This window comes from Thalassospira sp. SN3W (genome assembly GCF_038070535.1).
GTDB lineage: Bacteria > Pseudomonadota > Alphaproteobacteria > Rhodospirillales > Thalassospiraceae > Thalassospira > Thalassospira xiamenensis.
This window is the reverse complement of sequence record NZ_CP121124.1, coordinates 2,124,900-2,139,368: the sequence shown is the minus strand read 5'-3', so window position 1 is coordinate 2,139,368 and position 14,469 is coordinate 2,124,900. Positions and strand designations below refer to the sequence as shown.

Below are 14,469 nucleotides of genomic sequence, written 5' to 3'. Positions count from 1 at the left end.
AAACAGCATCTTGGTGCTACGTCCAACATATTAATCCGTATTTTTTTCGTTATTTACCTAATACCACATCATTTATAATGTTTAATATATGAGCTTTGTCAAAAAATGCGTGGTGCCATAATAATGGTTAACCCAAATCTTCAAAGCCCTAAACCGGGATCGCCCGCCCCATGACCCGAAAACCGGACGGACCACTACGCAAGGGATGGACAACGGGGGCCTGTGCCACCGCGGCAACCCGCGCGGCGTGGCAAGCGCTTTTGTCTGGCGAATTTCCTGATCCGGTCACCATCATCCTTCCCCGGGGTGAAACACCATCCTTTAACCTGATCAAGGCTGAAACCGGCGATGGCTGGGCACGGGCAAGCGTGATCAAGGATGCAGGCGATGATCCCGATGTCACCCATGGCGCGGAAATCATTGCAACAATCCGCCATGGACAACAGGGGTCCGGCATCACCTTCCATGCCGGCGACGGTGTCGGGATGATTACGAAACCTGGCCTGCCCATCCCGGTGGGCGAAGCCGCGATCAACCCCAAACCGCGCGAAATGATGACACAGCAGATCGTCGAACTGGCAAACAGGTTTAACGCGACTACCGATGTCGAAATTGAAATTTCCATTCCCGGCGGGCGGGAAATCGCTCTGAAAACCTGGAACCCGCGACTGGGAATTGTTGGCGGTCTTTCCGTACTGGGAACCACCGGCGTGGTGATTCCGTTCAGCTGTTCGGCGTGGATTCATTCCATCCATCGTGGCATTGATGTCGCGCGCGCCACCGGCCGCAAACATGTTGCCGGGGCCACCGGCAAAACGTCCGAAGCAGCCATTCGGCAATTTTATAATCTGCCGGACGAGGCTATCCTGGATATGGGCGACTTTGTTGGCGGCATGCTAAAATATCTGCGTCGCCATCCAGTCGATTATATCACAATTTCAGGCGGATTTGCCAAACTGGTCAAACTGGCGCAGGGCCATATGGATCTGCATAGCAGCCGGTCCGAAGTCGATTTCAACAAGCTCTCTGATACAGTTGCCGCACTTGGCGGTGATGCCGAACTGGTATCTGAAATTGCCAACGCCAATACGGCCAAACAGGTTCTGGAACTTTGCTCATCCAGAAACGTTGATATAGCACGCACCATTGCCCTTCAGGCTGTTGAAACCGCCCGCGCAACCATCGACGGTGCTTCCGCCATCGAAATTGTCGTTGTTGATCGTGTTGGCAGGATCATCGCCCGTGCCGGACATGGTGATTTTGACGCCTTTCTTCCTGCCGAAGGCACAAAGCCAAACCTTTAAAATGAACAAGAACAGGCCCGCAACATATGACTCCCCCTCGAAACACAGAAACCCCGCTGAACATTCTTATTTTTGGCGGCACGGGGGATGCCAACCGTATAGCTGCTGACCTGTTACAGGAATTTGGATCAGATGTGCGTCTGCAGCTTTCTCTTGCCGGTCGTACCAGTGCCCCAAGATTACCGGATGGCATTCCCGTCCGCATTGGTGGTTTTGGCGGAGCCGAAGGCATCATATCCTGTCTGGGTTCGGAAAAAATCGATCTCGTGATCGATGCAACTCACCCCTATGCCACACAGATATCCAGCCACATTGCCCAAGCCTGTCACGCGGTGGCGACACCCTGCATTCAGTTTCAGCGGTCGGCATGGCAAAAAACGGATAAAGACCGCTGGATCATCGTCAGAAGCCTCGCAGAGGCAGCTCAAATCCTGCCCGAACACGGAAAACGCGCCTTGATCGCCAGCGGACGCAAGGATCTTGCCCATTTCGAAGGCTTGGAAAAAACATGGCTGCTTGTGCGGACTGTCGAGTCTCCCAAAGATCCATTCAATCTGACTCTGGGTGAATGGCTGATTGCCCGTGGTCCCTTCACGGTCGAAGGGGAAATCGAACTTCTGCAACGCCACAAAATCGATGTCATCGTCAGCAAAAATAGCGGCGGTGATGCTACCGAAGCCAAGATTCTGGCTGCCCGCGAACTGAACATACCGATCATCATGGTTGAACGGCCCGGTGCAGCTCCGGTTGAACAAGCAGAGAAAATACAAGAAATAATAGAAAAAATCAGAAATACGCTTGCAAAACACTGACTCAAAAAGATATTTCTTCTCGTGATTTGGACCTTTCAGGGCGGTCCAAGTAACAACAGTCGAGAAGGGCAAAATAAGCCGCCGACACCCTGAAATCCTTAATGGGAATTGTCATGACCGGCAAAATTGGTTTGCGCGGAAGGCTGATGCTGGCAATTGTGCCAATCGCCTTGCTCGCTGTATGTGCCGCCGCCCTAGCGGTTTTTTCTTTCCAAATCACAGAACAACAGCAAAAAGTCGTAGCAGAAGAAGCTATCCCGGCCCTGATTTCCGGCCAGGAACTAAGCGCGTTTAGCGATGCCGTCACCGGCATGGCGCGTCGTGTCACAACTGCGCAATCAGAAGCACAGTTGGAAAACACGACCAAAGCACTCGGCATGATCGAAAATCGCATGAACGATCAAATCGCCGAGTTGGCCAGATACGATATTGATGGCGAAATACTAAACTCATTCTCCCAACAAACAGGGAAGATGATCAATAATATTAATAGCTTGTCCGATATCATGAAGTCACGATTTGACACGCAGAAAACGCGTCAACTTATCATGAGTGACATCATTCGCGCCGTGAATGAAATTGAATCGATCACAATCAGCGCCAGTGACATGGCGAACAGCAATCTGGAAAACAACTTAAGCCAGCTATATGGCCTGGTCCGCAATCCGGAGAAAACCAAAGAAGTCTTTCAAACGCTGAATACGCTTCGTGGAGAGGACGCGCCAACAACAAAGAACATGCTGGAACTGCGCGCGGTGGCACTTAAGATTCCCGCACTGGCCCGCATGACTTTCACGGCAAGCAGCCCCGAAGAACTCGACAAGATCAAGAATTTATCAACGCCGCTTATCCCCCAAATGCAAAGTGGCTCAGATGAAATTCCGTCGGATGAAGATCGCGAAACGGCAAGATCGTCGGTTGAAACAATTGCAAATGGTCTGACATCGAACGGCAGTAACAATCTGTTCAATTTGCGTCAGAACGAATTCGTTAGCGAAGCTTTGCTGACCGATCTGTTGACACAAACAACAGAGACATCCCAACAAATGGCCCAAACCGCGCAACGACTTCTGGAAGATATGCGCGCGAAAATCAACGATGCCAATCAGGGGGTTACAACCACCATCGGCATTGCGAAAAACATCATGATCGCGGTTGCGACCGCAGCACTGATTATTTCTGCACTGATCATATGGTTTTATGTCCAACGCAATCTTTTGGCCCGTCTGATCGGATTGAACGTTGCCATGGATCGCTTGACCAAAGGCGACCTTGAAACACCGGTAACCGATCATGGCAGCGACGAAATTGCAGATATGGCATCGGCAGTCGAATTGTTCCGGGAAAACGCGAAGGAAGCAGAACGTCTTCGGGAAGAAAACAAAGCCGCAGAAATTCGTGCGGAACAACAACGTCGCGAAGCATTGCTGGAAATGGCGAACGGCTTTGAAAGCTCCGTCAATGGGCTGGTCACGGAACTGCTGTCCCAGGTTGGTGACATGCGCGATGCCGCCGACAACATGGCACATAACGCCGGTGACAACGTTCACCGCGCAATCGAAGTCAGCGAAGCATCCCAGAATGCATCCCAGAATGTCAGCTCGGTCTCGTCCGCAACCGAGGAACTGTCTGCATCGATTGCCGAAATCGAACGACAGGTTTCCAAGGCAGAGGAAGTTTCCCGCGCTGCCGTTTCCGAAGCCCGCAAATCTGATGAAACCGTTCGCCAGATGTCTGACACGGCAAATCGCATTGGCGAAGTCATTGAACTGATCACGACCATTGCTGACCAAACCAACCTGCTGGCCCTTAACGCTACCATCGAAGCCGCGCGAGCCGGTGATGCCGGCAAGGGTTTTGCCGTGGTCGCAAACGAGGTCAAAAATCTGGCATCCCAAACCCAGCGCGCGACCGAGGATATCGGCAAGCAGATCGAAGAAATGCGTTCGGTCAGCAGCGAAGCCGTCGAGATGATTTCGACCATCGCCCGGACTATCGGCGAAATCGATACGATCTCAAGCTCGATCGCAGCCGCCATGCGTCAACAGGGTGCTGCCACGGCCGAGATTGCCAGCGGATCGGAAGAAGCCGCCAACGGTGTGCGTCACGTGTCTGAAAACATGCTCAATGTATCACGTGCCGCCGAGGCGGTTCAGGACCTGTCAGGTTCAACCCGCAACACTGCCGAAGAGCTTCTGCAAAAGGCCCATCGTCTGCAGGACGAAGCCAACAGCTTTGTAGCCCGTGTTCGCGCCGGTTAGGCTGCTTGAGAATGCCTGAAATCAGCAAAAATCCCCGCCGAAATGATCGGCGGGGATTTTAATATCAGTTCTGAAAGATTTAGTGATTAGACGAAACGCCGGAACTCACCGCTTTTGCGCGGCGGGCAGAAACGCTTCAGATAGGTCGGCGCAATTGCTTCAACGCTGTTGGGCGTAATGCCAAGCTCGGCAAAACCTTCGGCACCGTCAGAAACGACATTATCGGTTTTAAGCAGACGAACCTGATCCGGGGTCAAAAGCGGTTTTGGCAGGAATTGCAGGAGAAACGCCTTGATCGACGCCAGCCAAAACGGCACTGGCATCAGAATGGCGCGCTGGCGGGTGATCTGTAGCATATCGCGCAGGAGTCCCATGAAGCTATAGACTTCCGGCCCCCCCAGTTCATAGGTTTTACCCGCAGATTTACCCTCGACCAGTGCCGTCACGAATGCCTCGGCAACGTCGGCAACATAGACCGGCTGGAATTTCGGTCCGCCATCGCCAAGCATGTCGACCTTGCCTTTGTCGAGTTCAACCTTCGGCAAGCCCGGCGCACCAATGACCGGCAGAACCGGGGAATAGCGCGCCATGGTGGCAAACTGGTTCAGGAAATTGTCTTCCGGGCCGAAGATAACCGACGGACGGAAAATCACCGCATCCGGGAAGGCTGCGCGAACAGCTTTTTCACCAGCCAGTTTCGAAGTCGCATAAAGCGCATGCGGGTTCTTATCCACACCAAGCGCCGACATATGCAGGAAGGTTTTCACACCGCATGCCTTGGCTTCCTCGGCAATACGCTTGGCCGCTTTGACATGGATATTCATGAAACTGCTGCTGCCGCGCTGATACAGAATGCCCAGCAGATTAATCACCGCTTCCGAACCTTCGATCGCGCTTTTGAGCGACTCTTCATTGCGGACATCGCAATGCACCGGAACCACCTGCCCAAGATAGCCCATCGGCTTCAGTTTCTTGACGCGCTCAAAGCTGCGGGTCGGAACGCGGACGATAAAGTCGCGCTCAAGCAGGCGCTTGACGATATGACGCCCGACAAATCCGGTGCCGCCAAAAACGGTTACGATACGACGATCCATGCTTGCTCTCTCCTTGCCGGTCGGTAATGTCGCGATGATCCCGCCATCACGATCCGGCGCTGGGTACCATCAGGGCCAAATGCGGATATCGGCCCGATCAAAATTCCTAAGCGGTTATATACGACCCATAGGGTGCGTCAACAATGCGCTTTTAAAGCGCATGTGTCCCGCCCCCGTTGATTTTGGCCAATATTTCATCATGGAGCGCCAGCAAACCCGCCTTGTAGTCGGGAAAACGCAGCTTCACACCAAGTTCGGCCTTGATCCGGCCATTGGCAACCCGCTTGTTATCTTCATAAAAGCTTGCAGCCATCGGGCTCAGATATGCCGTCTTGAAATCTTCCTCCGGCGGAGGGTCCATACCCAGCAAACCACAGGCATACGCAATCACATCCTGCGGAGGAGCGGCATCATCGTCACACACATTATAAGCCGCACCGGCATTCGGACGTTTGATGGATGCCAGAACCGTCTGTGCAATATCTTCGACATGGATACGTGAAAAAACCTGTCCGGGCTTTACAACCCGCCGCGCCCGTCCGGATCGAACCGTTTCCAGGGCATTACGTCCCGGTCCGTAAATCCCGGCCAATCGGAAACTTTGCACACAAAGATCATGACGCTGCCCCAGATCGAACCATGCCTTTTCTGCGGCCACCCGTCTGCGACCACGTTTGCCGCTTGGCATCAGGTCGTCATCTTCGGTGACGGTCGCACCGTCGTAATCGCCATAAACACCTGTTGTCGACAGATATCCGATCCATGTACCCCCCGGCAGCGCGGCAAGATCACCGGCATGATGGGCCAGAACAGGATCACCATTTCCACCTGGCGGTGCAGAAATCAGGACATGTGTCACATATTTCAAGGCATCGCGAATATCGGCAACCGGCTTGTCATCGGAAAAAATGTGCGGCTCAATCCCCTCTGCGCGCAGTTTATCGGCCTTTTCTGCGCTACGCGTGGTACCGGCAATTTCCCAGCCTTCTTCGCGTAACTGATTTGCGACAAGGCGCGCTGAAAATCCCAATCCGAAGCAAAACAGCTTTTCGGTCATTATCAAATCCATATGTCGGGGCGACTATCTTTGTGTGGAACACTATCGGCCCTGAACGCGCATGACAAAAGCTTTCCGGTCGGTTTTCGGAAACTTTGAAATCACAATCATTTTCTTGCCGCTTTCATGATTTGCAATGCGGCCCTTATAAACGGCTTCTGGTCAGAATCGACAACATCCGCCTATGCTGATCATTATCGATCCGCCTTGCAACCAACGCCAAACTGAAAGGCCCATCATGTCTGAACTGCTTGCACGCAAAACCCTGCGCGCATCATCCCTTGTTACGATGACTTTGTTTGGCATGGTTCTGGTTTCGCTCGGCCTTCAAAGGCAAGCCTTGGCGCAAGGCACGGATATGAGCGCGGAGGACGCCAAACAATATCAGGACTGCCTGAAACTCGCCCGCCTGAAACCCGAAGACGGTTTTGAAAGCGCCATCGCGTGGCGCGATATGGGCGGCGGTGAACCGGCGAAACATTGCGTTGCGGTCGCCCTGATTGCACTTGAAAAATACGAAGAAGCCGCAACCCGCCTTGATGCACTTGCCGATGAAAGCACATCCCCCCAACAGGTTGTCGCCGGGCTTTTGGCCCAAGCAGGACAAAGCTGGATGATGGCGGGAAATCTGGAATTTGCCTGGCGCGACCAGTCCCGCGCACTTGGCATTGTTAAAAACGATCCGACCCTTTGGGTTGATCGGGCAATGGTACTTGGCATGGCCGGTCAATATTGGGATTCAATCGATGACCTTAACAACGCGCTTGATCTTGATCCAAACAATGTCGAAGCACTGATTTATCGCGGCACGGCATGGCGCATGCTTGAAACATACGACCTTGCCATGACCGATATTCAACGCGCGCTGGAACTCTCGCCCCAAAATATTCAGGCGCTTTTTGAACGTGCGAACCTGCACCGGATCAACAAAGACAATGACCTTGCGCGTCAGGATTATCTAACTGTCATAGAAAATTCAAACGGAACCCCTGTCGCTGATGCGGCAAGAGCGAATATAGAAAAGATGGATGTTCAAACCGGATCGGAATAGGTTCTGATCCGTACTTGATATGTGCCCGTCGGTTTCGGGACCATATCGCCAGATTTTCAGCCGGGGGACCCCATGCGTCGTTTGATTGCCACGACCGCCATCGCCGCGTCCATATCCATGATGCTTGCCGCAAACACTGCGCAGGCGCGTGACCAGATAAGAATTGTCGGTTCTTCGACCATCTTTCCGCTGACCACCAAGGTCGCCGAATATTTTGGCAAGACCACCGGTGAACCCGCCCCGGTGGTTGAAAGCACCGGTTCTGGTGGCGGTTTTAAACTGTTCTGCGGCGGGATCGGTGCGGAATATCCCGATATTGTTGATGCATCACGCCAGATCACCGGGTCGGAAACCGCCATCTGTGCTGCCAATTCGGTACGCAATATCAGCGAAATAAAAATCGGTTACGACGGCATCGTGCTTATGGGAGGACGTAATGCACCGACCATGTCATTGACCGCACGGCAGCTTTATCTGGCACTGGCCCGTACTGTCCCGGTTCAGGGCGCAAGCGTTCCCAATCCGAATGTCAAATGGTCCGATATCGATGCCGACCTGCCCGATATTCCGATACGCGTCTATGGTCCGCCGCCGACATCGGGTACACGCGACCTTATGGGACAGCTTCTCATGGACAAGGGATGCGCAACTTTCAGTGACATCGCCAGCCTCGAAGCCAGCGACCCCGAAAGCTTCCGCCTTCTGTGCCGCACCATCCGCGAAGACGGTGCCTATATCGCTGCCGGTGAAAATGATCGTCTGGTCATCAGCAAACTTGAGAAAGACCCGAAGTCCTACGGCATTATGGGTTTCAACAACCTGGACCGCAATCGCGACACCATGCAGGGTGTATCGATCAATGGCGTTGCCCCCGATTACGATACGATCCTTGACGGAAGCTATCCTGGATCGCGCGCCCTTTACCTGTATGTTAAAGATGATCACCAGCAACTGGTCAGAACGCTTGGCTCGTTCATTTCGACCTATACCTCGGACACGGTGATTGGCGAGGAAGGCCTGCTTGCCGAAAATGGCTTGGTCCCGTTGCCCGATGATGAACGTGCCGACGCCCTTGCCGGGGCAAAGAAATTCGTCGGGAACTAAGCCCGCGCAAAATGGATGAACAAACGGCCGGACATCAGTCCGGTCGTTTTGCCATCCAGACCTGATTGGCTGCATATCGCGGCGGGCTGCCTTTGAAATCCGAAAATTCCGACACCGAAATGAAACCTGAAATCTCTAACATCAGGCGCATTTCACTACGATGAACCCATCGCATGTGATGCCAGCAATCCTCGCATCGCAGAACATTTCCTGACGGATCAATTTCCTCGAACCGCCAATGTTCTTCAAACCGCTGGGTCAGGGGGTCGCTTGTGCGCTCCATTGCGGTGATCCGCAACCTGCTATCTTGTGCTCCAACACCTTCTGGCATCGGAAACAGCGGCAGTTCAACACTTTCCGGATCACCTTCCGGAAGGCAATACCGAAGGTCGGGATCAATCAGATCAAGAACCAGCATCCCGCCAGGCAGCAAATGATCAAAGGCCGTCATCAGGCAGCGTCTCTGATCCTCGCCATCGGTGATTTCCTGAAAACCACGAAACGGGATGATGATCAGGGCAAATCTCCGTCCCAGATCAAAGTCGCACATATCGCCCTTGTGCCAGACCATATCGGGATATTTCGTCCGTGCCTGGGTCAGCATCGCATCGGAAAGATCAAGTCCTTCAATCGCGATACCGGCCTCGTGAATGGCAGCCGCAATGCGCCCGGTTCCACACCCCAGTTCAAGAACAGGGCCACCGGTTTTGACGGCAATATCGCGATAAAACGGAATCGGATCTTCGAATAATTTGCGATCAAGATCGGCACGAAGGTCGTAGCTGGCGGCGTTAAGGCCACCTTGCGGGTAAAAGCTGTCGACCTTCGATGAACCCGTCATTCAAAATCCAGATCTGCATAATGCGGAGACGGTGGGAAGCTTGCCTGCCGGTCCGCCAGAATATCGCGCATCGCGGGGCGGCTTTTGATCCGCATATACCAATCCTTGGCACGCGGATGTTTCGACCAGTTGATGTCACCCATATAATCAATGACAGAAATCTGTGCCGCAGCAGCAATATCAGCCATGGTCAGATGTTCGCCCGCCAGCCAGTTCCGGCGTTCAAACAGCCAGCCGATATAATCCAGATGATAGGCCGCATTGGTCCGTCCGGCGCGTAGGATTTTGGTATCCGGCGTCCCGGTCGAAAAGAATCGTTTCAACAACTTCTCGCCGAGCAGATGATCGGTGACCTCGCGGTTGAACTTACCATCAAACCACGCAACAAGGCGGCGGATTTCCGCACGTTCCTTGGCATCCGAACCCAAAAGCGGCGTGTCGGTATAAACTTCATCCAGATATTCGCAGATGACGGTTGAATCGCACAACACCGTGCCATCTTCTTCTTCCAGAACCGGCACTTCACCCGCCGGATTCAGCGACAGAAACGCATCGCGTCGCTCCCAGACCGGTTCTGCCTTAAGCTCGAATTCAAGCTTCTTCTCGGCCAGAACCAGACGCACTTTGCGCGAAAACGGTGATAGCCAGAAATGATGTAATTGACGCATGGAATTGAAGATACCCAACCAAGGATGAACGTTTTGCAAACCGGGCCGCATATGGCAGTTTGATACCATATGGCGTCTGTGCGCCATTCATTACAGGACCGGAATTTCAAATTCTCTCAAACCACGCAAATGCGCCGATGTAAAGGCTTTGTCGCGCCAAACAGCACCAATCTTGCGCTTTTTGTCATCCTGTCATCCTGACCGGCTTTGTGCCAATGCCAAAAGCCCGTCAAGATCAAGGCACGCCCCAACATGATCGGCCAGTTCATCAAGGGCGGCATCAATGCCAGCTTCAAAATCGATGGTACTGTTCCGGTCCCGGTTGACGATCGCGCTCAGATAAGCCGACCGGAACGGATCACTGCCAAACAGGCCATGTAAATAGCATCCCGTAACTCGTCCATCGGCACTTTGCGCACCGTCAATAATTCCGCCATCAAGACAAAGCCAGCTTCGGTCACGATCCGGCCCGGTTGTCTCGCCCATATGGATTTCATAACCACTGACCGGGATATCGGCCATAACCCCACCAAGTCCCGCCAGCCCGGTGGTTTGACGCAGCGTCTTGTCACCGCCCATCACGGTTTCAACGTCAAGCAATCCAAGCCCGGCTTCTGATCCCGCCGCACCTTCTATACCATCGGGATCATGGACCATGCGCCCCAACATCTGATAACCACCGCAAATTCCGACGACATGGCCACCCCGGCGGTAATGCGCCAAAATGTCAATATCCCAGCTCTGCTGTTTCAGGAAACGAAGGTCGGATGTGGTCGATTTGCTGCCAGGCAAAAGTACCAGATCAATATCGGCAGGAATAACTTCGCCCGGTTTAATGATCAGAAGATCAATATCTCGTTCGGCGGCAAGTGGATCAAGATCATCAAAATTCGCAATCCGCGGCAGGTGCGGCACTGCAATCCTGATCCGGTTCTCATCCACGCCCGACCGCACATAACGCCCGGCTTTTTCAAGCGCCACGCCATCCTCGGCCGGCAGGCGATTGGCCCCCTGCCAATATGTTGCGATACCGTAACTTTCAAGCCCCGTATGATCGTGGATGATCTGCAGGGCAGGCTCGAACAGCGATACATCGCCCCGAAACTTGTTGATGATATAACCACGCAGCCAGTGGCGGTCCCCCTCGGACAGCAGGGCATGCGTACCGACGATTGATGCGATCACCCCGCCCCGATCAATGTCCCCCACCAGAACGACCGGAACTTTGGCCGCCTCGGCAAAGCCCATATTGGCAATATCGGCGGCACGCAAATTAACCTCGGCCGGTGATCCGGCACCTTCGACCAGCACAAGATCGGCATCAGCAGAAACCAGATCAAAGCTTTCCACCACACGCGGCATCAAATCGCGTTTTAACCGATAATAATCCCGTGCCTTGGCACTGGTCAGGACCTTGCCCTGTACCACGACCTGGGCACCAATTTCACTTTGGGGTTTTAACAGAACCGGGTTCATGTGAACCGACGCAGGCACACCGCACGCCCGCGCCTGCAACGCCTGTGCCCGGCCAATTTCGCCGCCATCTTCGGTTACGGCCGCATTATTGGACATGTTTTGCGGTTTGAATGGTCGCACCCGAAGCCCCCGCCGCGCAAAGGCACGGCACAGGCCCGCCACCAGCAAGGATTTTCCAACATCCGAACCGGTACCTTGCAACATCAAAGCAGGAACAGGGCGCGCGCTCATTCCGGTTTCAAAACTTTCTTTTATCTGGCTGTATGCCAAGATCGCAAATCAGAACTCGACACCGATCTGTGCCTTGATGCCCTGTTCGCGGAACGGATGTTTGATCATTGTCATCTCGGTCACAAGGTCTGCCGCCTCGATCAGGGTATCAGGCGCATTACGCCCGGTCAGGACTACATGCTGGTCGGGCAGTTTGTCGGCCAAGGCTGCCAGAACATCATCAAGCGGCAGGAAATGATAGCGCAGAACGATGTTGATCTCGTCGAGGATCACCATGGCAAAGCTTGGATCACGCATCATCTCAAGCGCCTTGTTAAAGGCGTCACGCGCCAAAGCCACATCCTGCGCCCTGTTCTGGGTTTCCCAGGTAAAGCCCGCTCCCATGGCGTGAAATTCGCAAAGATCGGGGAATTTCTTCAAAAGCTTTGCCTCGCCGGTTTCCCAGCCGCCTTTGATGAACTGAACAACGCCAACTTTCATGTCGTGCCCGACACAGCGCATCGCCATGCCAAATGCCGACGATGATTTGCCTTTCCCCTTACCCGTATGAACGATGATCAGGCCCTTTTTGTCGATCTTCTGCGCCATCATCTTGTCGCGCGCGGCCTTGATCTTCTTCATTTTTTCGTCGTGGCGGGTATTGAGATCGGTATCGGGCGTGTTGGTGTCGGTCATTGCTTCATCCCTTTGCATTTCTGCCCGAACAATGCGGCGAAGCGTACGCCGGATCAAGGACAGTTTTCGGGTTTTCGATCCAGTTCGACATGCGCGATGACACCCTGAAAACCGTATTTTCGGGCTTCGGGACAGAACCGGTCCGGATTGACCCCTTCTTCGATATATTCAATTGCAAAGACCGGCTTGTTCATCTGCACATAGGACAAAAACGCATCCATGAAGCCAAACCGATAGGATGATTCAAGCAGGGCGAAATCCATTCTGTCGATCAGATCAGGCACCAGTTCGGCAGCATTTTTCTGCCCAATGGCAAGCCCGCGCGCATGCGCCTGCTCAATCAGCCATCCGATATATCGAACCTGATCGGACCGTGTCAGATTGAACCCGGTTTTCTTGTTGGTTGTATCAGCTTCATAGGCATCAATGTTATCCGGCTCAATAGCCAGAAAACCCTTTTCCCGGCACAGGTCAAGCCGGGCTTCCATAATATGGGCGAATTGGTCAAACCGGCTGATATCAAGCCAGTTTTCGCCTTCCCATCCCCAATAGGGGTTGCCAATCACATCTTTGGGGAATTGCGTATAATCCTCGTTCCATTCCTCGACCGCACCGACATTGATATAGCAAATCGGAAAAATACCGGCCGCGCGCCATTCCCGAACCCGCTCGGCCGTCGTTTCAAACAGATCGCTATCGATTACGCGGATATTGCTGCCGATTTCAATGTCGCCCTGCAACTGCCAGTGCAGCGGCCCGTCCGGCACCGTTGACCAGTCATCCGCCGCCGCAATGCCGACCCCGGCACCAAATTGCAAAACAAAACCGGCAACAGTAAAAAACGCGCGCATCAATACCCCCGGAAAATCAATCTTGCGACTTTGCCCGTCTGAAGGGCGATAGACAACCTCCCAAAAGAAAACGCGACCGTTTCCAGCCGCGCTCTTGCACCCGTAACGGGTGCGATCCCCCGAAACCCGCCGGGCTCGGTCAATCGATATATCTTTTAGCCCTTCAGCCTGACGATAAACCAAGGTCGCCGGTCACCAAATCGGCCCATTTATCAGGCTCACGCATGTCGGTATTACGCAATTCGGGGCGACGCATCCGCGCCTTGTTAAATAACTGCAACCGGTCGCCCGGCGACATCTGACGCAGGCGAAGCAATGCCTTGCGCACCGCATCATTCGGGGCATGAACCGGTTTCTGGAAGCTTTTTTCGATCACTTCAAGCCGACGCTCAAGCCAGTTGCGCGTCGAAACCACATCCGCAATCAGTGACTTCAATTCGCGAACCACCGGGAAATGATTTAACGCCACATGGGCCCTTGAAATGGTTGCACGCCATATCTGGCGTTCAACACCTTGCAGGTAACGCCAGTAAATCCGGACCTTGGCATCAATTTCAATGGTTGTTTGATCCGGCCCCGGCAGATGGCGCGCAAGTTCGTCCAGGTCATCACGGAATTCTTCAATACTGACCGGTGCATGAACGCCGTGAAACCGTTCACGCAGGTCAAGAACCGAATGGATCGCACCGCGGGCCGGGCGATAACGGCCCTGGCCGTGCAAATCGGCACGTAACCAGTCAGGAAGGTCGGCATCAGCAAGCAGGAAATCGACAATTTCTGCATGTCCGGCATGAACCGGCAGAGGTGTCCGCAGATAGTCAGGCAAACGAACGTGTTTCGTTCTTTCCATAGTGGCCTCCTAACTCTGTTGCCGATCCGTCTTGTGCGGTTATCGGCTCGATAGGTGTGCCCCGTCCCTCAACCAATAGATTAACACTTGGTTAAAAGAGATATGGTGCGAAAACGAAACGTTTCAACCGCCCGGTTTGTTCCGACCATCCATTTCAACGGTAAAATTCTCGTGATTTACGATAACGTCTAAGG

13 protein-coding genes are annotated in these 14,469 nt (G+C 53.5%); 5 read left to right on the top strand and 8 right to left on the bottom strand.

The window, feature by feature from the left end; genetic code table 11:
• The first annotated feature begins 170 nt into the window (after positions 1-170).
• The 3 genes from P8T57_RS09580 to P8T57_RS09570 all read left to right on the top strand — a co-directional run bounded on the left by P8T57_RS09580 (position 171) and on the right by P8T57_RS09570 (position 4,377).
• Positions 171-1,304 carry a cobalt-precorrin-5B (C(1))-methyltransferase gene (locus tag P8T57_RS09580; RefSeq protein ID WP_341365296.1) on the top strand — a complete coding sequence of 378 codons (1,134 nt, stop codon included), beginning with the start codon at positions 171-173 and terminating at the stop codon, positions 1,302-1,304.
• A gap of 26 nt (positions 1,305-1,330) precedes the next feature.
• A complete protein-coding gene (locus tag P8T57_RS09575; protein WP_051682189.1) occupies positions 1,331-2,116 on the top strand; it encodes a cobalt-precorrin-6A reductase in 786 nt (261 codons plus the stop codon).
• Positions 2,117-2,229: 113 nt separating this feature from the next.
• On the top strand, positions 2,230-4,377 hold the full coding sequence (locus tag P8T57_RS09570) for a methyl-accepting chemotaxis protein (protein WP_051682188.1): 2,148 nt from the start codon (positions 2,230-2,232) through the stop codon (positions 4,375-4,377).
• A gap of 86 nt (positions 4,378-4,463) precedes the next feature.
• Here the strand turns inward: P8T57_RS09570 and P8T57_RS09565 are convergent, their stop codons facing one another.
• Entirely contained in the window at positions 4,464-5,471 is a 1,008-nt protein-coding gene (locus P8T57_RS09565; RefSeq protein WP_341365295.1) for a complex I NDUFA9 subunit family protein, read from the bottom strand.
• Between the two features lie 151 nt (positions 5,472-5,622).
• Entirely contained in the window at positions 5,623-6,528 is a 906-nt protein-coding gene (locus P8T57_RS09560) for an SDR family oxidoreductase (protein ID WP_114094133.1), read from the bottom strand.
• 238 nt (positions 6,529-6,766) lie between these two features.
• Here P8T57_RS09560 and P8T57_RS09555 point away from each other — a divergent pair, with 238 nt between their 5' ends.
• A complete protein-coding gene (locus P8T57_RS09555) occupies positions 6,767-7,579 on the top strand; it encodes a tetratricopeptide repeat protein (protein WP_223304946.1) in 813 nt (270 codons plus the stop codon).
• A 72-nt stretch (positions 7,580-7,651) separates the two neighbouring features.
• Positions 7,652-8,683: a substrate-binding domain-containing protein gene (locus tag P8T57_RS09550; RefSeq protein WP_007088368.1), complete on the top strand. Its 1,032-nt coding sequence runs from the start codon at positions 7,652-7,654 to the stop codon at positions 8,681-8,683.
• A gap of 34 nt (positions 8,684-8,717) precedes the next feature.
• Here P8T57_RS09550 and P8T57_RS09545 read toward each other — a convergent pair whose 3' ends face one another.
• From P8T57_RS09545 to P8T57_RS09520, 6 genes are all read right to left on the bottom strand, one after another.
• Positions 8,718-9,524 (bottom strand): class I SAM-dependent methyltransferase, encoded by an 807-nt coding sequence (locus P8T57_RS09545; protein ID WP_114094134.1) that lies wholly within the window; start codon positions 9,522-9,524, stop codon positions 8,718-8,720.
• A complete protein-coding gene (locus P8T57_RS09540; protein WP_037989310.1) occupies positions 9,521-10,192 on the bottom strand; it encodes a glutathione S-transferase family protein in 672 nt (223 codons plus the stop codon). Before P8T57_RS09540 ends, P8T57_RS09545 begins: the two co-directional genes overlap by 4 nt.
• 192 nt (positions 10,193-10,384) lie before the next feature.
• Positions 10,385-11,899, bottom strand: coding sequence for a cobyric acid synthase (locus tag P8T57_RS09535; RefSeq protein ID WP_114094276.1), 1,515 nt, complete (start codon positions 11,897-11,899; stop codon positions 10,385-10,387).
• Between the two features lie 48 nt (positions 11,900-11,947).
• Positions 11,948-12,574, bottom strand: coding sequence for a cob(I)yrinic acid a,c-diamide adenosyltransferase (gene cobO, locus P8T57_RS09530; protein WP_341365294.1), 627 nt, complete (start codon positions 12,572-12,574; stop codon positions 11,948-11,950).
• A 53-nt stretch (positions 12,575-12,627) separates the two neighbouring features.
• A complete protein-coding gene (locus P8T57_RS09525; RefSeq protein WP_240478784.1) occupies positions 12,628-13,425 on the bottom strand; it encodes an endo alpha-1,4 polygalactosaminidase in 798 nt (265 codons plus the stop codon).
• A 163-nt stretch (positions 13,426-13,588) separates the two neighbouring features.
• The gene (locus tag P8T57_RS09520) at positions 13,589-14,275 is read right to left on the bottom strand and encodes a hypothetical protein (RefSeq protein WP_341365293.1); all 687 of its coding nucleotides are present in this window, start codon (positions 14,273-14,275) and stop codon (positions 13,589-13,591) included.
• Positions 14,276-14,469: the final 194 nt, after the last annotated feature.